At 61.5% G+C, this 22,578-nt stretch carries 22 protein-coding genes; 7 read left to right on the top strand and 15 right to left on the bottom strand.

The features are described from left to right. On the top strand, positions 1–942 hold the full coding sequence (locus tag J6524_RS15790; RefSeq protein ID WP_225672044.1) for a 2-hydroxyacid dehydrogenase: 942 nt from the start codon (positions 1–3) through the stop codon (positions 940–942). Positions 943–1,208: 266 nt separating this feature from the next. On the opposite strand, the gene J6524_RS15785 is transcribed toward J6524_RS15790, so the two are convergent. After that, entirely contained in the window at positions 1,209–2,084 is an 876-nt protein-coding gene (locus tag J6524_RS15785; protein WP_225672042.1) for an alpha/beta fold hydrolase, read from the bottom strand. Positions 2,085–2,110: 26 nt separating this feature from the next. Beyond that, the gene (locus tag J6524_RS15780; protein ID WP_225672041.1) at positions 2,111–3,160 is read right to left on the bottom strand and encodes a hydroxyacid dehydrogenase; all 1,050 of its coding nucleotides are present in this window, start codon (positions 3,158–3,160) and stop codon (positions 2,111–2,113) included. A gap of 321 nt (positions 3,161–3,481) precedes the next feature. On the opposite strand from J6524_RS15780, the gene J6524_RS15775 reads away from it, so the two are divergent. The 3 genes from J6524_RS15775 to J6524_RS15765 all read left to right on the top strand — a co-directional run bounded on the left by J6524_RS15775 (position 3,482) and on the right by J6524_RS15765 (position 5,196). Next, positions 3,482–4,033, top strand: coding sequence for a thiamine pyrophosphate-binding protein (locus J6524_RS15775; protein ID WP_225672040.1), 552 nt, complete (start codon positions 3,482–3,484; stop codon positions 4,031–4,033). 8 nt (positions 4,034–4,041) lie between these two features. Next, positions 4,042–4,650: a thiamine pyrophosphate-dependent enzyme gene (locus tag J6524_RS15770; RefSeq protein ID WP_225672039.1), complete on the top strand. Its 609-nt coding sequence runs from the start codon at positions 4,042–4,044 to the stop codon at positions 4,648–4,650. A 192-nt stretch (positions 4,651–4,842) separates the two neighbouring features. Continuing rightward, the gene (locus J6524_RS15765; protein ID WP_225672038.1) at positions 4,843–5,196 is read left to right on the top strand and encodes a VanZ family protein; all 354 of its coding nucleotides are present in this window, start codon (positions 4,843–4,845) and stop codon (positions 5,194–5,196) included. Between the two features lie 60 nt (positions 5,197–5,256). Here the strand turns inward: J6524_RS15765 and J6524_RS15760 are convergent, their stop codons facing one another. The 5 genes from J6524_RS15760 to J6524_RS15740 all read right to left on the bottom strand — a co-directional run bounded on the left by J6524_RS15760 (position 5,257) and on the right by J6524_RS15740 (position 9,855). Next, positions 5,257–5,640, bottom strand: coding sequence for a DUF1236 domain-containing protein (locus tag J6524_RS15760; protein WP_225672037.1), 384 nt, complete (start codon positions 5,638–5,640; stop codon positions 5,257–5,259). 139 nt (positions 5,641–5,779) lie between these two features. Then, positions 5,780–6,703 (bottom strand): 2-hydroxy-3-oxopropionate reductase, encoded by a 924-nt coding sequence (locus J6524_RS15755; RefSeq protein ID WP_225672567.1) that lies wholly within the window; start codon positions 6,701–6,703, stop codon positions 5,780–5,782. Further along, on the bottom strand, positions 6,700–7,485 hold the full coding sequence (gene hyi / locus J6524_RS15750; protein ID WP_225672036.1) for a hydroxypyruvate isomerase: 786 nt from the start codon (positions 7,483–7,485) through the stop codon (positions 6,700–6,702). Before hyi ends, J6524_RS15755 begins: the two co-directional genes overlap by 4 nt. Before the next feature lie 17 nt (positions 7,486–7,502). Next, positions 7,503–9,302, bottom strand: a complete 1,800-nt coding sequence (gene gcl / locus J6524_RS15745) for a glyoxylate carboligase (protein ID WP_225672035.1) — start codon at positions 9,300–9,302, stop codon at positions 7,503–7,505. A 301-nt stretch (positions 9,303–9,603) separates the two neighbouring features. Further along, entirely contained in the window at positions 9,604–9,855 is a 252-nt protein-coding gene (locus J6524_RS15740) for a PepSY domain-containing protein (RefSeq protein WP_225672034.1), read from the bottom strand. Between the two features lie 304 nt (positions 9,856–10,159). On the opposite strand from J6524_RS15740, the gene J6524_RS15735 reads away from it, so the two are divergent. After that, positions 10,160–11,584 carry an APC family permease gene (locus J6524_RS15735; protein ID WP_225672033.1) on the top strand — a complete coding sequence of 475 codons (1,425 nt, stop codon included), beginning with the start codon at positions 10,160–10,162 and terminating at the stop codon, positions 11,582–11,584. A gap of 121 nt (positions 11,585–11,705) precedes the next feature. Here the strand turns inward: J6524_RS15735 and J6524_RS15730 are convergent, their stop codons facing one another. The 6 genes from J6524_RS15730 to J6524_RS15705 form a co-directional block, all read right to left on the bottom strand. Continuing rightward, positions 11,706–12,206: a DUF421 domain-containing protein gene (locus J6524_RS15730; protein ID WP_225672032.1), complete on the bottom strand. Its 501-nt coding sequence runs from the start codon at positions 12,204–12,206 to the stop codon at positions 11,706–11,708. A gap of 89 nt (positions 12,207–12,295) precedes the next feature. After that, entirely contained in the window at positions 12,296–12,655 is a 360-nt protein-coding gene (locus J6524_RS15725) for a hypothetical protein (RefSeq protein WP_225672030.1), read from the bottom strand. After that, entirely contained in the window at positions 12,652–15,186 is a 2,535-nt protein-coding gene (gene ctaD, locus J6524_RS15720) for a cytochrome c oxidase subunit I (RefSeq protein WP_225672028.1), read from the bottom strand. The genes J6524_RS15725 and ctaD overlap by 4 nt, the downstream gene beginning before the upstream one ends. Next, a complete protein-coding gene (gene coxB / locus J6524_RS15715; protein WP_225672027.1) occupies positions 15,183–16,109 on the bottom strand; it encodes a cytochrome c oxidase subunit II in 927 nt (308 codons plus the stop codon). The genes ctaD and coxB overlap by 4 nt, the downstream gene beginning before the upstream one ends. Further along, positions 16,106–17,218 carry a c-type cytochrome gene (locus J6524_RS15710; protein WP_225672025.1) on the bottom strand — a complete coding sequence of 371 codons (1,113 nt, stop codon included), beginning with the start codon at positions 17,216–17,218 and terminating at the stop codon, positions 16,106–16,108. Before J6524_RS15710 ends, coxB begins: the two co-directional genes overlap by 4 nt. 3 nt (positions 17,219–17,221) lie before the next feature. Next, positions 17,222–17,623, bottom strand: coding sequence for a cytochrome c oxidase assembly protein (locus tag J6524_RS15705; RefSeq protein ID WP_376712027.1), 402 nt, complete (start codon positions 17,621–17,623; stop codon positions 17,222–17,224). A gap of 473 nt (positions 17,624–18,096) precedes the next feature. Between J6524_RS15705 and J6524_RS15700 the strand changes: the two genes are divergently transcribed. Then, on the top strand, positions 18,097–18,645 hold the full coding sequence (locus J6524_RS15700; RefSeq protein ID WP_225672024.1) for a hypothetical protein: 549 nt from the start codon (positions 18,097–18,099) through the stop codon (positions 18,643–18,645). Between the two features lie 361 nt (positions 18,646–19,006). Beyond that, positions 19,007–20,434 carry an autotransporter outer membrane beta-barrel domain-containing protein gene (locus J6524_RS15695; RefSeq protein WP_225672022.1) on the top strand — a complete coding sequence of 476 codons (1,428 nt, stop codon included), beginning with the start codon at positions 19,007–19,009 and terminating at the stop codon, positions 20,432–20,434. A gap of 174 nt (positions 20,435–20,608) precedes the next feature. On the opposite strand, the gene J6524_RS15690 is transcribed toward J6524_RS15695, so the two are convergent. Together J6524_RS15690 and J6524_RS15685 are read right to left on the bottom strand one after the other, a co-directional pair. Further along, positions 20,609–20,875 (bottom strand): hypothetical protein, encoded by a 267-nt coding sequence (locus tag J6524_RS15690; RefSeq protein ID WP_225672020.1) that lies wholly within the window; start codon positions 20,873–20,875, stop codon positions 20,609–20,611. A gap of 505 nt (positions 20,876–21,380) precedes the next feature. Further along, positions 21,381–22,442, bottom strand: a complete 1,062-nt coding sequence (locus J6524_RS15685) for a ketopantoate reductase family protein (RefSeq protein ID WP_225672017.1) — start codon at positions 22,440–22,442, stop codon at positions 21,381–21,383. Positions 22,443–22,578 lie beyond the last annotated feature (136 nt).

The raw sequence follows: 22,578 nt of genomic DNA, 5'->3' as shown, positions 1-22,578 counted from the left end.
ATGCGATGCGTCCTGGTCAGCAAAAGCCTCGATCTTCGCGGCTACCTCGGCCCGGAGTTCGTGCACGCTGCTGACCGGATCGAAATCGTCAGCCATCCCCATGATGGTCCGGCAATGGACGTCCGGCTGGCGGTGGCCTGGCATCCGCCTGATGACGCGTTCGAACACTATCCGAACCTGCAGGCAGTCTGCTCGATCGGCGCCGGTGTCGACAACATCCTCGCGTGTCCCAGCCTGCGCCCCGACGTCGACGTAATCCGCGTCGTCGATCCCGCGCAGGCGCAGATGATGTCGGGCTTCGTGGCCTGGCACGTCATCGGCCATCAGCGGCGCTTTGCGACCTATCAGGCGCAACAGCGAGAGCAACGCTGGAAGCGGCTCGGGCTCGACGTGCGCCGCGCGCAGGACGTGCCCGTCGGCATTCTCGGCTTTGGCGAGATCGGCCGCCGGGTCGCCACCGATCTCGCTTCGCTCGGTTTCCCGGTCATGGCGTGGAGTCGAACCGCAAAGCCAGCGCCGCATGGCATCCGCGCCTTCGATGGCGCCGCGGGCCTCGACGCCATGCTCGGCCAGACCGAGATTCTCGTGAACTTGCTGCCGCTGACGCCGGAGACAAGGGGTATCCTCAACCGCCGGACCTTTGGGCGCATGTATCGCGGCGGCTATTTGATCCAGGTCGGCCGCGGCGAGCATCTGGTGGAAGCCGATCTGCTCGCCGCGCTCGAGAACGGCCAGCTTTCCGGTGCCGCGCTCGACGTATTCTCGACCGAACCTTTGGCGCCACGGCATCCGTTCTGGTGTCACCCTCGCATCCTCGTCACGCCGCACGAGGCTTGCGAAGTCAGCGTGGCAGCGATCGGGACGACATTTCGCGCCACAGTGGAAGCGATACGCGCCGGCCAGCGCCCGCCGCTCACCATCGACCGCACACGCGGCTATTGAGCGAGAGAGTTAGACGTGCAGTCGGATTAAAGGGCGCGTGCGCCTTAAGCGCCCACGGACGGCAGGCTGGCGGCGGCGATGGCCACGATCTGGGACAGGCGGCGTCCGACCCGGGAGGACGCGTTGCTCAGAAATGAACGAACCTGTCGCATCTCGCTTCATCTTCCATGTGCGCCGGGGGGCAGAGGCGCAAAGGGAAAATGTCGTACGCGGCTAATGAGATTTTCTCCGCGGACTCCGGCCCTTGTCAGGCATGCTTTTTCGACTCACCGTACTTGCGCAGACTGCGGCACATCAAGAAACCGCCGCAGCGACGCCAGCACCACATCGAGCCTATCGTGATGAAGCCAGTGGCCGGCGCCCGCGATCTTCTCGAGCTTAGCGGTCTTGAAATGCGCCATCAGGCCGGCGGCTTCAGGATCGGGCAGAAAGCTTTCGTCGCCCCACATCAACAGGGTTGGACAGCTGATGCGCGACCACAGCGCGGCATAATCCTCCGGCGACAGCCGGTATGGCGCCCTCGCCCGCTGATAATGATCGAACTTCCACCGATAGAGACCGTCGGCTCCTTTGCGGACGCCATGGCTGGCAAGATGAAGCGCCTGCGCCGCCGTCAGGCGCTTGTTGCGCGTGGACAGCCGCTTTGCCGCCTCCTCGATGTTGCGGAACGTGTTCTCTTGATGCTCGCCGATACGGTCGAGCTGGTCGATCCAGCGCGACATCTGCTCGGCGATCGGCGCCGGTTGCGAGCCAGAAAGGAACGCGCCATCGAGTACGACAAGACGCGACACTTTTTCCGGATAGGTGCCGGCATAGGCGAGCGCGACCATCCCGCCCATCGAATGGCCGACAATCGCCGCGTCCTGCAGCTCGGCAAAACGGATCAGCCGGGTCAGGTCATAGACATTATCGGTCAGGCTGTAGCTGCTTGCCTTCGCCCATTCGGAATCGCCGTGGCCGCGCAGGTCCGGCGCCATGATGTGGAAATGCGGCTGCAGCTCTCGCGCGATCGCATCCCAGTTTCGGCAGTGGTCGAGCCCGCCGTGGACGAGGATCAGAGGCGGCGCGGCCTCATTGCCCCAGTCGACATAGTGCAACCGCAGCCCCTGGGACTCGTAAAAGCGATCTACCGGCTCCGCCATCGTCAATCGTTCTCGCGTGTGATGGTCTATTTCGGCGCGAATCCGAATGCGCGCTCGAAGCGCTTTGCGTAGTCCGGCCACACCTCGGGATTGACCACGCGCGGCGGCCGCTTGCCGTCGAGCGCGTCGAGAAGCTGCTCGGCAGCGATCCTGCCCATGTTGATGCGCGCCTCCTTCGTCACGCCGGCCGTGTGCGGGCTCGCCAGCACGTTGTCGAACTGCAACAAGGGATGCTCCGGCGGCGGCGGCTCCTTGTCCCAGACGTCGAGCCCGGCCCCTGCGATGCTCTTGTCGCGCAGCACCTCGTACAGCGCTTCCTCGTCGTGAATGAAGCCACGCGCGGTGGTGACGAAGAAGGCATGCGGCTGCATCAGCGCGAACTCACGCGCACCGATCATGCGGCGATTGTCCTTGGTCAGCGGACAGGAAATCGAGACGAAATCCGAACGCCGCATCAGATCGTGCAGCTCGACCTTTTCGCCGCCACGGGCGGCGATTTCTTCTGCGGTCAGATAGGGATCGTAGGCGATCACCTTCATGCGCAACAACCCGTTGCAGAGCTCGGCGATACGGCGGCCGACATTGCCGATCCCGACGATGCCGACGGTCTTGCCCTGCAGCTCGCTGCCGATCAGGTCATTACGATTGACATTGGCCTGCCGGCGCAGCGCGCGGTCGGATTCGAGGATGCGCTTGGACAGCGTCAGCATCATGCCGAGCGCATGCTCGGCCACTGAATTGGCGTTGCCGCCTGTTTGATTGACGACGAGCACGCCGGCCGCCGTGCACGCGTCGACATCGACGGGATCGAAGCCCGCGCCATTCGAGGAAACGATCAGGAGGTTCGGCGCCCGCCGCAACAGATCCTGATCGACATGAAAATGCCTGGCGATCTCGTCCCGCGCCGCCCCGACCTGATAGGCATGCGCCGCCGACAGGATCGGCGCTGCGACCGCATCAGGGCTGTCGTTCTCCAGCCGATCGAGCCGCACGTCGTGGCGTGCCTTCAGAATATCGATGTAGATCTCGTGGGCGAGATACTTGACGTAGAACACGCGCTTGTTGTTGACGGTCATTTTCCTTGGCAGCTTTCGGTTTGGAAAAGTGTAGAGCGAAACTGGTTTGGCGGGATGGTCGCTAACGACAGTGATCAGGTTACGAACCCGGCGGAAGTGCGGGCACAGCAACCAGCGCCGCCATGCCGTCAGTCGGATACATCCAGTCCTCCCGATATCTTCATCCTGCTTATCTCACATCGTCGTATGCCGGCTCCAGCGGCGCGCGGCGCAGAGCAGGATACGATCGGAACATGTTGACAATCTCGCTGAGCGCGTCAAGTTTCGCCGCTCCAACGATGAACGCCAACGCATAATCGGCGCGAGTAAAGGGAGACCGAGATGGCGGTTGCAGAGGGAAAAACCTCGCCTGGGACTTCCGAGAGCTGGCACGGCGTGGTGCTGCAAACCCTCAAGCGCAATGAAGTCCGCCTGGTCCCTTACGTGCCTGACCGCGTCCTGACGCCGCTGATCAAGAACCTGCACGCCGACCCCTTTTTTACCACCTTCGCCACCGCGCGCGAGGAGGAAGCGGTCGGCATCGTCTCGGGCGCCTGGATGGGCGGCATGCGCGGCGCGGTGCTGATGCAGACATCAGGGTTTGCCACACTTGCCAACGTGCTGGCGTCGCTGGCCATACCCTATCAGATCCCGCTGATCATGTTCGTCTCCGAGCGCGGCACGCTCGGCGAATTCAACTATGGCCAGTCCCTGGTGTGCCGCACCATGCGCCCGGTGCTGGATTCACTCGCGATGGAGCACCACACCATCACCCGGTTCGACGAGCTCGAATTCATCGCCGACCGCTCCATCAAGCAGGCCGTCACCACGCAGGCGCCGGTGGCGCTGATCCTCTCGCCGCTGCTGACCGGCGGCAAGATCTTCGACAAGTGAGCGATCTCATGAACAACGACAACCCGGTCCGCAACACCAAGGTCATGAACCGCTTCGATCTCACCTCGCGGCTCATCGCGAAGTTGAAGAACGAGGAAGCCGTGATCGGCGGCATCGGCAATACCAATTTCGACCTGTGGGCCGCCGGCCACCGGCCACAGAATTTCTACATGCTGGGCAGCATGGGCCTCGCCTTCCCGATCGCGCTCGGCGTGGCGCTTGCGCAGCCGGAGCGGCGGGTGTTCGCATTGGAAGGCGACGGCTCGCTGTTGATGCAGTTGGGTTCGCTGACGACCATCGCGACGCTGGCACCGAAAAACCTCACTATGGTGGTGATGGACAACGGCATCTATCAGATCACCGGCGCGCAGCCGACGCCGGCCGCCTCCGTCGCCGATCTCGTCGCCATCGCTGTCGCGAGCGGGCTCACCAACAGCAGCTGGGCAGCGGACGAAGAGGATTTCGAGCGCCTGATCGAGGAGTCGATGTCAGCCACCGGCCCAGCCCTGATCGGCGTGCGCATTGACGACAAACCGGGCGTCGGCACCACCCGCCGCGATCCCGTGCAAATCCGGGAGCGCTTCATGCACGGTATGGGCGTACGGGAGCCGCTCTAGAGCTTGATCCGGACCCGAAGGGCCGCGTCAGCGCAAAGTGGATACCGGTTTTCCGACAAGATCATGCTCAAATCAAAGAGTTAGAGCGTGTGACGATAAGAAGCGTCATCACGCTCTAACGGATTAACCACAGGTATTGCCTCGTTCGGCGCGCATGGACTTTCCGTACGGAATGTATGCTATGCCGTCCTCATGACGATCATCCTTCGATTTATTGCTTGGGGCCTTGCCGCGGCGGTCGCCTTCGCGACCCTCGGCCCGGCGCAACAACGGCCACAATTGAACCTTGGGCAGAACGGCGAGCACGCACTGGCCTTTGTGCTGCTGGGGCTCGCCTTCGGGCTGGCCCATACGCGCAACCGCGCGCTTACAGCGACCTTGGTCATTGCCTTCGCCGGCCTGATCGAAATCCTGCAGTTCTGGGCGCCCGGCCGGCATGCGCGGATGTCGGATTTTGTCGTCGACGCGCTGGCCGCATCCCTCGGCCTCGCGGTTGCCGCGGCGCTCGACTGGAGATTCAGGCGAGCGCAGCGATCGCTGCCGTAACCGACAAAAAACCTCGCGGGGAATCACCCGCGAGGAATCTCAGCTAACTAGTTTGGTTCGTCAGTCGAGGATCCTGACGACCCGGCGGGTGCGCGGCTCTACAATCACACGGCGATCATTGACGACCGCATAGCGGTATTCAGTGTGCCGCGGCACGGTGCGCAGTTCGACGGTCGGCGGCAGCGGCTCGCCTACCACCACCCGCTCACGAACCACAACCGAGTGGTCGCGCGGGATCGAAGTGATTACCGCATTGGGAATTTCGACGGCTGCACCGACGGCGGCGCCCACGGTGCCGCCGATGATCGCGCCGACCGGTCCGGCGATTTCGCCGCCCGCGGCAGCACCATCCGCAGCACCTTGCGCGGTGGTCGACTGCGCAAATGCCGCGCTCGGTATCAGCAGCGAGGCGGCAATCACGGAAACAGCCAAACGATTATTCATTTGCACCCTCCAGTAAATTGACGATGCGTCTCAACCGCGGGAGGCGTGAGAAGGTTCCGGTTCCACCGTGGCAGAAAAAGCCCGCGTCAAAGCTTTGACGCGGGTTCCAGTCACAGGGAGTTTCCAGTCAAGATCGATTCTAGGCTTTTGCGATCTCGTGGCTCGCCATCATTTCGAGCGCGCGCACCATGCCCGAATGGTCCCATGCCTTGCCGCCATGGGCGGCGCAGGATGAGAACAATTGCTGGGCCACCGCCGTGCTTGGCAAGGAAAGGCCGAGTGCACGCGCGCCCTCCAGCGCCAGATTGAGATCCTTCTGGTGCAGCTCGATACGAAAGCCCGGCTCGAAATCGCGCTTCACCATGCGCTCGCCATGCACTTCGAGAATTCGCGATGACGCGAAACCGCCCATCAGCGCCTTGCGCACTAGCGCGGGATCGGCGCCAGCTTTCGATGCAAACAACAGCGCCTCGCCGACCGCCTCGATCGTCAGCGCCACGATGATCTGGTTGGCGACCTTGGTGGTCTGCCCGTCGCCATTGCCGCCGACGAGGGTGACGTTCTTGCCCATCGTGTCGAAGATCGGCTTCATGGCGTTGAAGGCGCGCTCCGGCCCGCCGACCATAATGGTGAGGCTCGCCGCCTTGGCGCCGACCTCGCCGCCGGAAACCGGCGCATCGAGATATTCGGCTCCGAGCGCCTCGATCTTCTTGGCGAACTCCTTGGTAGCAAGCGGCGAGATCGAGCTCATGTCGGCAACGATCTTCCCCCGCGAGAGTCCGGCCGCGACGCCGTCAGGCCCGAACAGCACTGCTTCCACATGCGGCGTATCCGGCACCATGATGATCACAACATCGGCCTGCTCGGCGACTTCCTTGCCCGACCTGCAGATCTTGCCTCCCGCCGCAACCAGCTCCGGTGCAATGGGTGCAACATCATGCAGGAACAGGCGGTGGCCGGCGGCCTGAAGATGGCCCGCCATTGGCCGTCCCATGGTGCCGAGGCCGATAAAGCCGATATTGGTCATTTCAGACTCCCCTTCTGTTTCTTGGTTGTTGGTCAGGTATCGAGCGTCAGCGCAGCGTGCCAGCCGAGACCGTCGACGGTCGTCGTCCGCGGCTTGTATTCACACCCGATCCAGCCACGATAACCAATAGCGTCGAGATGCCTGAACAGGAAGGGATAGTTGATCTCGCCGGTGCCCGGCTCATTGCGGCCGGGATTGTCGGCGAGCTGGACATGGGCGATGCGGGCCAGATGTTTTTGCAAGCTTCGCGCAATGTCACCTTCCATGATTTGCATGTGGTAGATGTCGTATTGCACGAACAGATTGCTCGAGCGCACATCCGCGATGAGCTGAAGCGCCTGCGCGGTCTTGTTCAGGAAGAAGCCGGGAATATCGATCGTGTTGATCGGCTCGATCAGTAGCTTGATCCCCTCCTTGCCGAGTGCATCCGCCGCGAAGCGCAGATTGCCGATCAATGTCTCGTTGAGATCCGTCGTATCAGCGCCTTCAGGCGCGATGCCGACCAGGCAGTTGAGCTGACGGCAATCGAGCGCCTTGGCATAATCGATCGCGCGCGCGACACCTTCGCGAAACTCTTCCACCCGGTCGGGCAGGACGGCGATGCCGCGTTCGCCGGCCGCCCAGTCGCCGGCGGGAAGATTGTGCAGCACCTGGGTAAGCCCGTGCTGGTGCAACTGCTCGCGTAGCTCGGCCTTGTCGAAATCGTAGGGGAATAGATATTCGACTCCGTTGAAACCAGCGGCCTTGGCGGCTGCGAAGCGGTCGAGGAACGGCTGCTCGCCGAACAGCATGGTGAGATTGGCGGCAAATTTCGGCACGATCTGTTCTCCTCGCGTTAGGCCGGCAACAGCGTATCGGATCGCGATACGCTCGGCCCTGCCGGCGTATCGTCCAGCGGCAGATCGAGCACCTCTTCAAATTCGATGATGTTGTCGATCTCGGTCCCCATCGAGATGTTGGTGACCCGCTCCAGAATGAACTCGACGACGACGGGCACCTTGAATTCTTCCATCCATTCGCGCGCAGTGGCGAACGCCGCCTGCGCATGGTTCGGGTCGGTGACACGGATCGCCTTGCAGCCCAGCCCCTCGGCGACCGCGACGTGGTCGACGCCATAGACCCCGATCTCGGGCGCGTTGATGTTCTCGAACGAAAGCTGGACATGGTAATCCATGTCGAAGCCACGCTGCGCCTGGCGGATCAGTCCGAGATAGGAATTATTCACGACGACGTGGATGTAGGGCAGCTTGAACTGCGCGCCGACCGCGAGCTCCTCGATCAGGAACTGGAAGTCGTAGTCGCCCGACAGCGCGACGATCTCGCGGTTCGGATCGGCCGCGCGCACCCCGAGCGCCGCCGGCAGCGTCCAGCCGAGCGGACCCGCCTGCCCCGCATTGATCCAGTTGCGCGGACCATAGACGCCGAGGAATTGCGCGCCGGCAATCTGCGACAGGCCGATCACGCTGACATAGCAGGTGTCGCGGCCGAACGCTTTTGTCATCTCCTCATAAACGCGCTGCGGCTTGATCGGCATGTCGTCGAAATGGCTCTTGCGCAGCATCGTCCGCTTGCGGTCCTGGCACGCCGCCGGCCAGGCCTGCCGCTCGCGGAGTTTGCCGGCCTTGCGCCATTCCTTTGCGACCGTGACGAACAATTCCAGCGCCGCCTTGGCATCCGACACAATGCCGAAATCGGGGTTGAAGACGCGCCCGATCTGCGTCGGCTCGATATCGACATGCACGAAAGTCCGCCCCTTGGTGTAGGTCTCGATCGAACCGGTGTGGCGGTTGGCCCAGCGGTTGCCGATCCCGAGCACGAAGTCGGATTGCAACATCGTCGCGTTGCCGTAGCGGTGGCTGGTCTGCAGACCGACCATGCCCGCCATCAGCACGTGATCATCAGGGATCGCGCCCCACCCCATCAGCGTCGGCACGACAGGCACGTTGACGGTCTCGGCGAACTGCACCAACAGCTCGGAGGCATCGGCATTGATGACGCCGCCGCCTGTCACGATCAGCGGCCGCTCCGCCGCATTGAGCATTTCGAGCGCCTTCTCGATCTGCTTGCGCGTCGCGGCGGGCTTATAGACCGGCAGCGGCTCGTAGGTCTCGTCGTCGAACTCGATCTCGGCAAGCTGCACGTCGAGCGGCAGATCGATCAGCACCGGCCCGGGACGGCCCGAACGCATGATGTGAAACGCCTGGCTGAACGCGCGCGGCACCAGCGCCGGCTCGCGCACCGTGACCGCCCATTTCGTCACCGGCTTGGCGATGGATTCGATGTCGATCGCCTGAAAGTCTTCCTTGTAAAGCCGCGCGCGCGGCGCCTGGCCAGTGATGCACAGGATCGGGATCGAATCTGCGATCGCCGAATAAAGCCCCGTAATCATGTCGGTGCCGGCCGGGCCCGAGGTGCCGATGCAGACGCCGATATTGCCAGCCCTGGCGCGGGTATAGCCCTCGGCCATGTGAGAAGCGCCCTCGACGTGGCGCGCCAGGATATGCCCGATCGAGCCGCGCTTCTTCAGCGCGGAGTAAAGCGGATTGATCGCGGCGCCGGGAACGCCGAAGGCGATGCTCACGCCTTCCTTTTCCAGAATTCGTACGGCTGCATCCACCGCTCGCATCTTCGCCATCTCGCACCTCGCTCAACAGGGTTGGCTCTGGGCTTGCGATCTTCGTGGCGGCGAGAGGTGATCTCAACGCGGGCGATTTTATTTCCCGCGGAGTGGGAGGGGTTGGAGGAAGTTACAATAGATCAATGGCTTGGATGGAGCGCGCGATGGAAGCCTCGCAGCGCCGTCATTGCGAGGAGCGAAGCGACGAAGCAATCCATCTATCCCCGCGCAGAGAGGCGGACTGCTTCGCGGAGCCTGTCGCGCGCATTCGCGCGATCTGTCGGCTCGCAATGACGCACGCCCGTATGTGCTTCGCAACTCAGTCCAGATTCTTCCGTTTCAACTTCATTTGCATATCAAACTTCAGGTCGTACTTCTTGCCATCCGCGCAGACCGCATCATCGACCTCGAACTGCTGGTCGTCTTCATCCATTTCGAGCTTGCCGCCCGAACATCCCTCTGCCTGAACCGCCGCGACAAGCTTTGCGCGTTCGTCTTCAGTGACAGAGCGATCCGCCAGCGCGGGAAGCACCGATAAAGCCAGTATCGCAGTCGACATGATCAATCGCATGGTCGTCCTCCTGTACGGGCCGCATCGCCGACCAACTCGCAGGGTAACCGGCCGCACCGCAGGAGTGCCGACCGAGCGCCCACCCACACCAGCCCTCGATTGCACGAACCGGAACGCACGCGAATTGAACGCCCGCAACCGGAAATTGTTCCGTTACTTCAGCCAATTCGCTGCTAACTTGCCTCCAATCAGCTGCAGACTGGAAAGTAGGACCTGATCGCAGCATTCCTCAAGCCGCCATTGCGGAAGGGTTGCAATTGCCCCTACACTGCATTTGCGTCACCGATAACAATGAGGACGTGCGATGGCCGATGTCCCAGTGAACGCCAGCACAGCCGCACTATCAACCGGCGCTGAACCCAGCTTGCATAGGGTTATGGGCCCTTGGCTGCTCCTGCTGTTCATCGTCGGCGATATTCTCGGCACCGGAATCTACGCGCTTACAGGCCAGGTTGCGAAGCAAGTCGGCGGTGTCGTATGGCTGCCCTTTGTGATTGCCTTTGTGGTCGCCCTTGTCACGGCTTTCAGTTATCTCGAATTGGTCACGAAGTATCCGAGAGCGGCGGGCGCGGCCCTCTACACTCACAAAGCGTTCGGCATCCATATTGTCACGTTCATCGTTGCATTTGCGGTGATGTGCTCAGGTATCACCTCAGCATCGACGGCCTCTCGGGCTTTCGCGGCGAACATGTCGAATGCGATGGGGCTCAATTTAACAGGCGTTGGCATTACAGTTACCGGCCTCGTTTTTATGGCGGTCGTCGCTGCAATCAATTTCCGCGGCGTCGGCGAAAGCGTGAAGGCCAACGTCATTCTGACCTGCGTAGAGCTGACGGGGCTGTTGATCATTATCACGATCGGCCTTTGGGCGATCGGGTTGGGCCAGGGCGATGTCTCGCGCGTCGTTCAGGTTCGTTCGACCCCAGACGGCAGCATGTTCTGGCCGGTGATTGCAGCGACCACGCTCGCGTTCTTTGCCATGGTCGGCTTTGAGGATTCGGTCAACATGGCCGAGGAATGCAAGGATCCAACCCGTCACTTTCCAAAGGTTCTGCTTGCAGGTCTCATGATTACCTGCCTCATCTACGTTCTTGTCTCGGTCTCGGCAATCACCCTGGTGGCGCCAGAGCAATTGGGCGAAGGCGAAACACCCCTTCTGAAGGTCGTCCAACAGGGCGCGCCAAATTTTCCGGTTTGGATCTTTGGATTCATCACCATGTTTGCCGTGGCCAATACCGCTCTCATCAATATGCTCATGGCCAGTCGCCTTGTGTACGGCATGAGCCGCGAGCATGTGCTTCCGCCGCCTCTCGGCAAGGTACACCAGACGCGGCGGACGCCTTATATCGCCATCGGCTTCACCACCGTGCTGGCATTCGCCCTGATCACGTTCGTCGGCGAGGTGCCGGCGCTCGGCGGCACCACGGCACTTCTCTTGTTATGCGTTTTCACGGTGGTGAATGTCGCGGTCCTGGTGCTTCGCCGCGATCCTGTAGGTCACGAGCATTTCCGCACGCCGACCATTCTGCCGATCCTGGGCGCGTTGTTTTGTGCTTTCCTGGCGGGTCCCTGGACCGGCCGCGACCCCGTTCAGTACCGGGTCGCCGGTGTCCTGATCGGGATTGGTGTCGTTCTCTGGCTGCTAACCATCATGATCAACCGGCGGGCCGGGATTAATACGGTCGCGCCAGATACTGAACATCTAGGTCGCGGCGGGCCAGTCAACTAGCGACACACCAGGCGAAGAGAAGCAATCCAAATTTCGCGCATTCGAGGAGATGCATCTCATGATCGATCCGCCGCGTCGCTAGAACGCGGCGGTCGGCGGGCCGTAGCGGGTCTCCGATCCGTTACTGTTCAGCCGGGGCCTCGCGCGTAAATACACTGATCCGCCCGTCGCCTTCGAGCTTTGCGAGCCTTACGTAAGCAATGTCCTCGACTTGATGCTGCCGCAATAGAGATACGAGTTCATCCATCGAGAGCATTTCCTTGCGCATTGCCTCTTCGATAGCCCGCCCGTCTTTCACCAACGTCAGAGACGGAGGTCTGAGGACAGGCCTCAGGGCTGGAAACTGGTAAGCCAGCCAGTCGATGACGTACTCCCAAGCAACGATGGTTATGACCAGGACAAGACCTTCGGTCACGGACTGATATTCCTTGCCGAGCCCGTTCTGCGCCGCATCCGCGATCAGCACGATCACCAGAAGATCCGCCGGTCCAACATGCCCCGCCTGGCGACGCGCCATGAAGCGCAGGATTATGAAAAGGCCGAGATACATGAGCGTACCCCGGACGATGATCTCGGCGATGCCGAGACTGGGAAGGAAGACGTTGTTCCAATCGATCTGCATGACAATATTCCTCGCGTTTCCGTGCCAACGCGGCACGAAAATGTGAAGTTCCTGGCCGAGCCATCTACAAGGCAGATAGAGGTTCCGTACTAGCTCGCCGCGAGCGCGCAGACAGGCACCAAGGCAACAGGCAGAGCGTTCCAAATCACGCCAACGGCGGACAAAAAGGCAAGCAACCGTGACGTATTGTGCAAGTATGCCGCACCCGTGTGAACGCTCGGCCGACCCTCCGCGCGTGGCGCTGGCATTACGGCCAGGAACACAAGCGCTCCAAGCGCCGCTACCGTCGCCACAACACCGAGCCACAGCATCGCGCGCCCCGAGCCGACCGGCGGCGTACAAATCAGGGCCTCCACGCCGTACAGCAGAACAAGATGCATGAACCAGACGGTCGGCCCCACGAATAGCCGCAGCAAATCGGCAAAAGGCCGAGTGCGGGGTGCGCTCATGCGACCCTCGGAAAGCCGTGCACGAGCAGAAGCCCGAACAGGCCTTGCGCGACCGTGTAATGCCAAAGCAGCGCGAGATTGCCGAAGACGACGCGGCGCCGGCGGCTCAGCATGCCGGCAAGGCAGCGCGCGATGGCGAACCCCGCCATAACGACAAGTGTCAGCACGAATTGAAGCTGGAGAAACGACGCCATGTAGACGAGCGCACCATGCGCGTCGACATCAGGACGAAAACCGGCGCGCCAGTGCGACAACACTTCGACGCCAAGACTTCCGCAAAGCGACAGGACCGCCAAGCCGATCGCAGCCACGAAGGCGATACGGTTACGCGATCGAACCGGGAGAGCGCGGCCGGCGAGAACGATCAAGCCGCTGCTTGCTGTGAGCAACACCGCGGAGACGAAGGGCCACAGCGACGGCGGCATTTGCTCAGGTTTCGGCCACACCTGCGGCGAGACAGTCCAAAGGAAGAGATAGGAGAACACCAAAGAGAGGTAGAGCGATCCTGCAACGAGCATCAGCACGACCATCGCCCACCAGGAATGCGAGAGCGGACCGCCGACATAGGTCGGCACCTTGATGCCGTGGCCGATCTCGGCATGAGGCAACGGCCTCTGATCGCTTCCCCACATCCAGATCAGGATCATCGCGAGCGCGAGCACACCCGAGACAAACGCGAGCGTCACATATTTCACTGTGAGCAGCATGAAGAAACCAGCCGTGAACACCGCGGCGAGCAGTGGCGGCCAGCCATCGCCGGGCAGACGCTGTAGCGCCTGCGGCATTGCCTCGATTGGCGAGGTGATGATCGTTTCGCGCTGTCCGGTCACCGTGCCGGGCAGATAATGGCGCCCCTCTTTCGATTCCTCAGAAAGTCCCGGCTGATCCCAGAGCGGATCGCGGCTCGTTACCAGCGGAATGCTGCGCGGCCCATAGATGTGGTTGTGCAGCCATTCGAGCGAGGCGCCCTTCCACACGTCTCCGATCGGGTCGGACACGGTTGGTCGCAGGTTGCGAACGAGGTCGAACAGGAAAACCAGCACGCCGGACGCAAACAGGAAAGCGCCGATGGTCGAGATCATGTTCAGCACGCTCCACTCAGCAACGGCTGGATAGGTGTAGACGCGGCGCGGCATCCCCATGAGGCCCGTGATGTGCATGGGGAAAAACGCGACGTTGAAGCCTATGAACATCAACGAGAATGCCGCCTTGCCAAATCGCTCCGAGAGCACGCGGCGGCTGAAGGCAGGTGCCCAGTAATAGAAGGCACCGAACATCGGAAATAACATGCCTCCCACCAGCACATAGTGAAAATGCGCGACGACAAAGTAAGTGTCATGCGCCTGCCAGTCGAACGGCACCATCGCCACCATCACACCCGTCAACCCGCCCAACGTGAATACGAACAGGAAGCCAAGCACGAACAGCGATGCGGTCGTTAACTGCAGGCGTCCGGCCGCGATCGTCGCGATCCAGGCAAACACCTGAATGCCGCTCGGGAGCGCAACCGCCATGCTGGCAGCCGAGAAGAGATTCAACGACAGCGCCGGGATGCCGGTAGCGAACATGTGATGCACCCACAGGCCGAACGAGAAGAAGCCGGTCGCGATCAACGCGACGACGATCAGGCGGTAACCGACGAGCGGCGTGCGGGACATCGTCGGCACGATCATCGACACCATGCCGGCGGCCGGCAGGAAGATGATGTAAACCTCCGGGTGACCGAAGAACCAGAACAGATGTTGCCATAGCAGCGCGTCCCCGCCCTTCTGCGGAACGAAGAACGGCCAGCCGAAGGCACGCTCGAGCTCAAGCAGCAGCGTTGCCAGGATCACGGCCGGAAACGCGAACACAATCATCCCGGCGAAGACCAGCATCGTCCACGCGAATATCGGCATGCGATCGAGTGTCATGCCGGGTGCGCGCGTGCGCAGCACGCCGACGATCAGCTCGATCGCGCCGGCGATTGCCGAGATCTCGATGAAGCCAATCCCGAGCAGCCAGAAATCTGCACCGAGCCCGGGCGAATACTGCGCTCCGGTGAGCGGCGGATACATGAACCACCCGCCTGACGGCGCAAGATCGTAGAACAGGGTGCCGAAGAATATGATCCCTCCGACGAAGTAGGCCCAGAATGCGAAGGCACCGAGCCGCGGAAACGGAAGGTCGCGCGCGCCCAGCATCTGCGGCAGAAGGAGAATGCCCATCGCTTCGACTACCGGCACGGCGAACAGAAACATCATCACGGTGCCGTGCATCGTGAAGATCTGGTTGTAGGTTTCCGGTGACAAGAAGGTGTTGCTCGGCACTGCCAGCTGGAGCCGCATCAGGAGAGCAAGGATTCCCGCGAGCAGGAAGAACAGCACGGCGGCCGCCACATAGAAGTAGCCGACGACCGTGTTGTTGACTGAGGTGACGATCCGCCAGCTCTTCGGCAACTCCCAGGCGGCCTGAAGCGCCTCCAACTCGCCCTTAGGACGTGGCAGCTTGTTCGGGTGGCCTGCAAGGAGCGCTGGTACGGGCTCGTTCATTGCAGGCTCATGAGGTAGCTGACGAGCGCCGTCTGCTCGGCCGATGAGAAGATGCGAAATTCGGGCATGCGGTTGCCCGGCTTGATGTGCTGCCCGTCGCGGATGAAGCGGTCAAGATTTTCGGCCGTGAGCGGCAACGTATCGATTCCGACAGATCCGCGCGATGCGAAGTGTGTCAGGTCAGGACCGATCTTCCCTGCTGCATCGGTGCCACGCACCGCATGGCAAGTGCCGCAACCGGCTGCCAAGAAAAGCAATTGGCCGCGCTGTTCGTTGTCAGTCGAAGGAGCGGACTGCGGACCGGCCAAACGCTCAAGCCATGCGTCGTACTCGTGGCGGGGCATGGCGATGAGCTTGAAACTCATCAGCGCGTGCGGGCCACCGCAATATTCCGCGCACTGCCCGCGATAAACGCCCGCGCGTTCGGCGGTGAGCCGCAGGCGCGTGGTCCGGCCGGGTATCATGTCGATCTTGCCGCCGAGGCTCGGCACCCAGAAGCTGTGGATCACGTCAGCCGCCTTGAGCGTGAAATCGACCGGCTGCCCGACGGGAATTCGGATCTCGTTCGAGCTCACGATCGGCGCCGGGCCATCGTAAACGACACGCCACCACCATTGCTGTCCAGTTACCTCGATGCGCAAAGCCTCGTCCGCGTGTCCAGTCTGGGCGCGCGTGAGCCATGCGCCACAAGCGAGCAGGATCGTGAGCGCGGCCACTGGCAATGCGAGGCCGAGCAAAATGATGGTACGCTCGCGGGCGAGCACCTCGCGTATGCGCGGCGCGCCGCGCATCGCGAGCCAGATCGCGGCTATGACCAGCCCGAGGACGAGCGAACCGAATGCGAACAGTGCCCAGGCAAGCGTAGCGATTTGTCCGGCCTGCGGGCCGTGCGGCGCAAGCACGGATTGAAGGATGCCGTTCATCGTGAGGCACCGGCAGAAGGACCGCCCGAAGCATAATAAGCCGCGACGTCTTCGATCTGCCGCTCACTCAGCTCGCGCGCGATCGGCGCCATGATGGTTTCGGTCGCCGTACCCGGCGCGAGGCCTCTCTTCCACAGCCGCAGCCGATTGAGCATGTAGGGTAGATTTTGCCCGGCAAGGCGAGGATAGGTCTTCAAAGCGTCTTCGCCATGGCAGCCCGCGCAGGCCGGAATTCTTGCATCCGGATCGCCCTGCTCCGCGAGATCGCGTCCACGCTCGATCGCGGATGTATCCGTTGGTTCTTCTGGTGCATGCGGCGCCTGAAGCGCCGCATAGTAGTCAGCCACACGCCTGAAATCGTCGCCGGTCAGTGCGCGTGCGACTGGCTGCATGATTCCGCTGGCGCGCTGCGCGCTCGTAAAAGCTTCAAGCGACGCGACGATGAATTCCGCCCGCTGACCGTGCAAGACCGGAACGAGAGAGCTTGCGGGCCTCGCGCCGCCTGCGCCGTGACAGCGCGCGCAGGCGCCGATCGCGCGGGCTGTGGTCTCGCTTGTCGCCAGGCTCTCGCCGCTCTGCGGCGGAACCCGCAAACCCCCAAGCGCGAGGTCGCGGTACTGCGCCGCGTCGAGGCTCGGCAGACGGCGCAGGAAGGCGACGAGCGCCCACACCTCGTCATCGCGCTGCTGCACCGGCCAAGCCGGCATGGCAGTGTATTTGATGCCGTGCTTGATAATCCAGAACAGCTCGCGGTCGCGCCACGGCGGCATGTTGGTCGCAAGATCGGGCGGCGGAGGCAGCATGGCCTGCGCGATCGGACTGATCGGGATACCCGGAGCGCCATGACAATACGCGCAGCCACTCTGGAAATGCGCGGCCCCAAGCGTCACGAGATCGGAATTGTCGAGCGGCGGGGCGTCGATCCCGAGCGCGTGCGTCTTGACCGAATTGCGCATCCCGAATGTCAGTAGCCATTCGGTCACCGCAAAGTGTCCGCGACTGGCCGCGACGCTGTAGACACCTGACCACACGAACAGGGAACCAAGAAACAGCGCGGCCAGGGCGGCCAACAGGATGAAGCGGATACGCACGGGCGGGTCGATGCGCATGGACTAGCTGGCGGTTCGCTGGATCGGCGGCGCCGGCCGCAGCGCCTCGTCCACACCGATCAAATGAACCGTTATGAAGAGGGCCGCAACGAGATAGCTGAGCGGGCAAGCCGCGAGCATCAACAGGCCCGCGAGGTGCTGATCGCCGAGCCCGTGCGCGGCATGATCCGCGGACCCGTAGAGCGCTCGCGGTGCGAAGACGAGGAGAGCCGCGAGCAGGCAGACCAGCTTTCCGGTGAGCAGAAGGGCCGGAATGGCGTGCCAGCGCGAGGAGCCGGTGAGGCACAGCAACGATCCCCAGAACGCTGTGGCTGCCAGCAATAGCGCGGCGTGCGCCGCGATCATTGCACCGGGCGTATGCAGGATGAGCTTCTGCGCAATCGGGGCGTGCCAGACCCAAAGCATGGCGATTTGGACGAAGGTTGCGAACCAAAGCAGTGATACGCTCCCCCTTTGCCTCTTCCACCGCACAAGGGCGATCGCAGCAAGCACGGGAGCAGCAACATTCATCGCGAGGATATGGGCAGCCATGTGCCGGGCGTGGGGGCCGAATTCCAGGAAGCCGGCGAGAAGAGTGCCAACCGCGAGAACGCAAGTGCCGCTCGCGACAAGAGCACGGACCTGCGGAGGTCGAGATTGCATGGCCCCTCTTGCCTGGAAGCCGCTGGAGCGAACGCGACACAGCTAAATCAACGTCTCAGGCCTGATTTGGTTGCATATTGAGGTCTACCAAAGAGTTCGAAGATGCCCTCGGAAGGCACGGTCATCATGAACGGAGGATGGCAATTTTCTCCAAGTTCGCACGCCGCCATGACTCTAGGGTCAGTAAGGAAGAGAGCTAAGCTGGGAGCAATTCGATGCACCTGAGGAGCTGAGTCATGAACGGATCCGCGAATTCCTTTTTGGATGCCCTGCAGGCCGAGGGACCGGCCGCCGATCGAGCTGAAAAAATGACTCTCTACGGCCAGTTTGTCGGAGGCTGGGAGTCCGATATCGTCAGCTATGAGGAGGATGGCACCAAGCACAACGGACGGGGCGAAATTCACTTCGGCTGGGTGCTAGAGGGCCGCGCGATCCAGGACGTTTGGATGATCCCGCGCCGCGCCGAGCGCCGTCCTGGGATGCCGGCGATGCCGGTCGCGGGCAACTGGTACGGAACGACACTGCGAGTCTACGATCCTGGCCTCGATGCCTGGCACATCCTCTGGAGTGATCCGGCAACGCAGGTTTACACGCGCCAGATTGGACGAGCACGCGGCGCCGACATCGTTCAGGAGGGGAAACTGCCAACGGGCGCCATGCTTCGCTGGCGCTTCACCGAGATCACGGCGAATTCGTTCCATTGGCTCGGCGAGTATTCGGCGGATGGCGGCACGAACTGGCGACTCCAGGTCGAGGTGTTTGCGCGCCGCGTCAGCTCTGCTTGAGGGGCCATCAAGGCGCCAGACCGCGCATTCGAGAAAATCAGGTACCGCGCCCAATAGCGCGTTATGCGAGAGACAGCATGAATCCATCGGGATATCCCGTATGGGCGGAACTCGCAGTGATGACAGCGGACGGCCATCGCCCCGACGATGGCCAGCATCCGCAGATAGATTTGACTTTAAATCACAATTAAATGTTATTTGACCTTTTGATAGATTGGACTTTAAATCGCAATTAAATGTATTTGGCCCCGCGATTGTTTAACACCCACTACCCATTGGGGTGAGCCTTCGGCCTGGCTTCAAGCGCGTCTCATAGGACGCAACAAACAACTACAACCAGTTCGCATAATAGGAGGCGTCAATGGCTATCCTTTTTGGCGATACGAGTAACTCTTTAAGTGGAAAACAACGCGGCGGAAACCAGACCCTGATAGGTACCGATCCGACGAATGACCTCTTCGGCGACGCCGGCCTGAACTTACTTGATAGAGCACATGGCGGTAACGACACGCTAATCACCAGCGGGGCCGGAAACCTATATGGCGATGCCGGTAGGAACATTTCCGATCGCGCGGCGGGAGGCGATGATGCACTGAGGGCGCAAATCGCTGCTTTATTTTCAGTCCCCGTCAATCTGAATATGTTTGGTGATGCCGGCGGGAATATTTCCAACCATGCGGTCGGCGGTAACGACGCAATAAGCGCTGAGATCGGCCGTGGCGTCGTCAATCTGAATATGTATGGCGATGCCGGCGGGAATATTTCCGGTCACGCGGTCAGCGGCAATGACACGTTGAGCATGAACCAAGTCGATATTTCCATCATCAATCTGAACATGTATGGCGATGCCGGCGGACAAATGCTCGGCTGCGCCGTGGGCGGCAACGACATCTTCACGTCCCGCAACGTTAGGGGTGATTGCTTTTTCTACGGCGACGCCGGCTTAAACATGTCCGGGCGCGTCGCAGGCGGCAGTGATACGTTTTCGATCGACGGTACTGAGACCAACTACACGATCTACGGCGACGCTGGCACCAGCATGAGCGGCCATGCGATCGGCGGCAACGATACCGTTACGGATGTTATTGGCGTTCAGTGCGATGTTACTTTCTACGGCGATGTCGGCGCCAACATGTCCGATCGTGCCCATGGCGGCAATGATACTTTCCAAGCCGACGCTGACGAGCGCCACAATATTTTCTACGGTGATGCCGGAGGCAATATGGGGGATCGCGCGGTTGGCGGCGACGATACGTTTATAGGGGGCGCCAGCAGTGGTACTGCCGACAATTTAGCCTATGGCGATGCCCTGACCATGTCCGACAAAGCTCAGGGCGGCAATGATACACTCACAGGGGGTAATCTCATAGTTCCGCTTCCGGCCGGCACATATACTAACACTCTCGTCGGTGATGCCCAGACAATGTCCGGCAACGCTTGTGGTGGGAATGACAAGCTGATCAGTGGCGCTGCAAACGATGACATGTGGGGTGATGCGCAGGTCCTCCTTGGCGACGCGCGAGGTGGCAACGACACGTTCGTTTTCGATTTCAACAACGGCCACGACAAGATCGAGGATTTTGGTCAGGGCAATCCAAGTGGAGCGGGATCAAACTGGGGCACCGACCTCATTGATGTGACTGCCTTGGGCATTCAAGACTTCAGTCAGCTCAGCATCTCTGCCTTTGATCCAACAACCCACGAAAGCACGATCACCTTCAGTTCAGGCAACGATGTAGTCGTTCATAGCCAAGTCGCTCTCACCGAACAAGATTTTCTGTTTGCTTGAACTGGGCGCGATCGCCTTCGGGGGTACATCGGCGCCCGGAATGAGTTTTCCAGCGAACAGGAACGATCACGCAGCGTGGCAATTTTGGGAATGTCGCTTCGCAAGGGAAACACTCCCAATTTTAAGCGGTCCCGGCAGATCCGGGACCGTTTTTGTCTTGACCCCGGTGACAACTCATTCAGCAGGCGGTTCGCGCCTTTCCCTGAACGGGTCGGCGGCGTCGTCGTGACCACTACGGCTACTGAAGAACATCAAAGCCATCAGCCCGAAGCCGATCAGGAGTGAAAAGAACGTTCCGAGTCCAAGGGCGATCCAGCCGTGCTTATCCATCACGGCGCCGCTCGTGGCGTTCCACACCGATACAGCCCATACGCCAGTGAGGCCAAGCAGGGCTAGCAACACCACAAGAAGGCCAACCTGTCCGAAGCTGAGATTTCGCATGGGGCACACTTTCTAGCACACAGGGAAATGTGGGCGGTCAGAAGCGAGTCCTAGCCGCGGCTGATGCTTGGCGCGCCATTTCGGGCCAGGTCCACGCATGTAATGGAGCTCGGGCCGGTAGCTATCGCGCACGTCCATAATCAGGTTGTGAGCGATTTCGGCGAAGTCTGAGGCTGTCTCAGCCGCCTTGCGGGCAAAACCAGATATTGCGGACCAGCGCGCAGCAGCGGGTGCGATCGCACGCGGTACGACGATGCTTTTCCAGATCATCTCTTTCTCCGTCCGGTTCGACGTGGGCACCACGACGATTTAGCGGATCGGAGCTGCGGGTGCGCCAGAGCGATTGCCCAACCTGTAGAGCGATTGCTGGGACTAAGAGTATGTGCAGCATACGCCACATGGTTCGCGAGCACGTAACTATGCTGAGGAATGTTGGCTACAGGTCAGAATCGGAGGTAGCCTGCCCCCTGTTCGTAATCTGGTTTACCCGCGAGAGCGAACAGCCCTAGTTGATCCGCAATTCCGTGATGTGCCGCGGATCCGGGCTTAGCTCACCCCGCTCCACGCGCTTGACGATATCGGTCAGCGCGGCATTGGCCGCGCATGACAGGCCGAGCTTCTCGCCCTCTCGCACCACAAAACCATTGAGGAATTCGATCTCCGTGCGCCTCCCCTTCTGCATATCCTGCCCCATGGAAGGACGCTGCTCCGACGAGGTGCGCTTACTGTCCTTGAAACGCTGCTCGTCGCAGGCGCGCATTGCCGCTTCGTCGCCTTCGCCGGCGAGCGCGATCGTCTCCGGAGGCAGGTGCAGGATTTCTTCCAGTTCATAGCCGAGCGCCTGTCCGACGCGGATCGCCTCGCTCCCGAGCCGGGTGGAGAACCGACGTAGCGGCTCGCTTTGCAGGACGTCTCCGCCCGGCAGGCCGGTGCAGGCGGAGAGACCATTGCCCATGACGTTGGCGACCAGTTTCGACCAGCGCTCACCCCAGAGATTGTCCGTGACCTTGGCGCTATCGGAATAGCCGACAAGTCGGCAGACCTCCTCTGCCCGCGGCGTGATGCGGCCATGCACCTCGCCGGCGCGAAACACGGTGTGCGCCGCCCCGCCCTTGCCGGCACCGCGGTGGATATGACCCGGCTCCGGCAGGTTCACCGTGATGCTGCTGGCGATGCAACCCAGCGTCTTGCCCCAGCCGACAATGCCGGCGATCGTCTCCTCGTTCATGCAGTTCTGCAGCGACACGACATAGCCGTCTGGCGCCAGATATTGCCGGATGAGCATCGTGGCCCAGGCCGTGTCGTAGGATTTCATGCAGACGAAGGCGATTTCGACCGGCTTCTCCTTGGCAAGCTGCTGCGCATCCGTGACATGGAGCGCGCGCACAGGAACGGAGAATTCTGCGATGTCCATCGCGTGGGTGACGCGCAGGCCATGCTTTCGCATATGCTCGACATGCTCGGGCCAGGGATCGATGAAGGTGACGTCCTCCCCCGCCTGCACCATGTGGGCGCCGACATAACCGCCGACAGCGCCCGCTCCGACGATCGCGATCTTCCTTGCCATGTTCTCTCCCCGAATTTTCTTGCGGCAGACGAGCAACCGCGCCGCTCATTCGGCAGTCTAGCGGATCGTGGATTTTCGCCAACGACCGCTTTGCGAAGAGCTGCCCTTCCCGCCAAGCCGCGCGATGAACCTACAA

Origin of the sequence: Bradyrhizobium hereditatis (genome assembly GCF_020329435.1) — a bacterium.
In the GTDB taxonomy this organism is placed as follows: domain Bacteria; phylum Pseudomonadota; class Alphaproteobacteria; order Rhizobiales; family Xanthobacteraceae; genus Bradyrhizobium; species Bradyrhizobium hereditatis.
Note: the sequence above shows the minus strand (reverse complement) of the source record. Positions and strands in the feature narration are given on the sequence as shown.

Bases quoted from the DNA above. Each gene is read 5' to 3' on its own strand.
- J6524_RS15785 (WP_225672042.1), bottom strand. From the start codon at position 2,084: ATGGCGGAGCCGGTAGATCGCTTTTACGAGTCCCAGGGGCTGCGGTTG.
- J6524_RS15705 (WP_376712027.1), bottom strand. From the start codon at position 17,623: ATGCTTTGGGTCTGGCACGCCCCGATTGCGCAGAAGCTCATCCTGCAT.
- J6524_RS15760 (WP_225672037.1), bottom strand. From the start codon at position 5,640: ATGAATAATCGTTTGGCTGTTTCCGTGATTGCCGCCTCGCTGCTGATA.
- J6524_RS15710 (WP_225672025.1), bottom strand. From the start codon at position 17,218: ATGCGCATCGACCCGCCCGTGCGTATCCGCTTCATCCTGTTGGCCGCC.
- J6524_RS15765 (WP_225672038.1), top strand. From the start codon at position 4,843: ATGACGATCATCCTTCGATTTATTGCTTGGGGCCTTGCCGCGGCGGTC.
- J6524_RS15775 (WP_225672040.1), top strand. From the start codon at position 3,482: ATGGCGGTTGCAGAGGGAAAAACCTCGCCTGGGACTTCCGAGAGCTGG.
- gcl (WP_225672035.1), bottom strand. From the start codon at position 9,302: ATGGCGAAGATGCGAGCGGTGGATGCAGCCGTACGAATTCTGGAAAAG.
- J6524_RS15685 (WP_225672017.1), bottom strand. From the start codon at position 22,442: ATGGCAAGGAAGATCGCGATCGTCGGAGCGGGCGCTGTCGGCGGTTAT.
- ctaD (WP_225672028.1), bottom strand. From the start codon at position 15,186: ATGAACGAGCCCGTACCAGCGCTCCTTGCAGGCCACCCGAACAAGCTG.
- J6524_RS15695 (WP_225672022.1), top strand. From the start codon at position 19,007: ATGGCTATCCTTTTTGGCGATACGAGTAACTCTTTAAGTGGAAAACAA.
- J6524_RS15790 (WP_225672044.1), top strand. From the start codon at position 1: ATGCGATGCGTCCTGGTCAGCAAAAGCCTCGATCTTCGCGGCTACCTC.
- J6524_RS15735 (WP_225672033.1), top strand. From the start codon at position 10,160: ATGGCCGATGTCCCAGTGAACGCCAGCACAGCCGCACTATCAACCGGC.
- J6524_RS15770 (WP_225672039.1), top strand. From the start codon at position 4,042: ATGAACAACGACAACCCGGTCCGCAACACCAAGGTCATGAACCGCTTC.
- J6524_RS15740 (WP_225672034.1), bottom strand. From the start codon at position 9,855: ATGCGATTGATCATGTCGACTGCGATACTGGCTTTATCGGTGCTTCCC.
- J6524_RS15700 (WP_225672024.1), top strand. From the start codon at position 18,097: ATGAACGGATCCGCGAATTCCTTTTTGGATGCCCTGCAGGCCGAGGGA.
- J6524_RS15690 (WP_225672020.1), bottom strand. From the start codon at position 20,875: ATGCGAAATCTCAGCTTCGGACAGGTTGGCCTTCTTGTGGTGTTGCTA.
- J6524_RS15730 (WP_225672032.1), bottom strand. From the start codon at position 12,206: ATGCAGATCGATTGGAACAACGTCTTCCTTCCCAGTCTCGGCATCGCC.
- coxB (WP_225672027.1), bottom strand. From the start codon at position 16,109: ATGAACGGCATCCTTCAATCCGTGCTTGCGCCGCACGGCCCGCAGGCC.
- J6524_RS15725 (WP_225672030.1), bottom strand. From the start codon at position 12,655: ATGAGCGCACCCCGCACTCGGCCTTTTGCCGATTTGCTGCGGCTATTC.
- J6524_RS15780 (WP_225672041.1), bottom strand. From the start codon at position 3,160: ATGACCGTCAACAACAAGCGCGTGTTCTACGTCAAGTATCTCGCCCAC.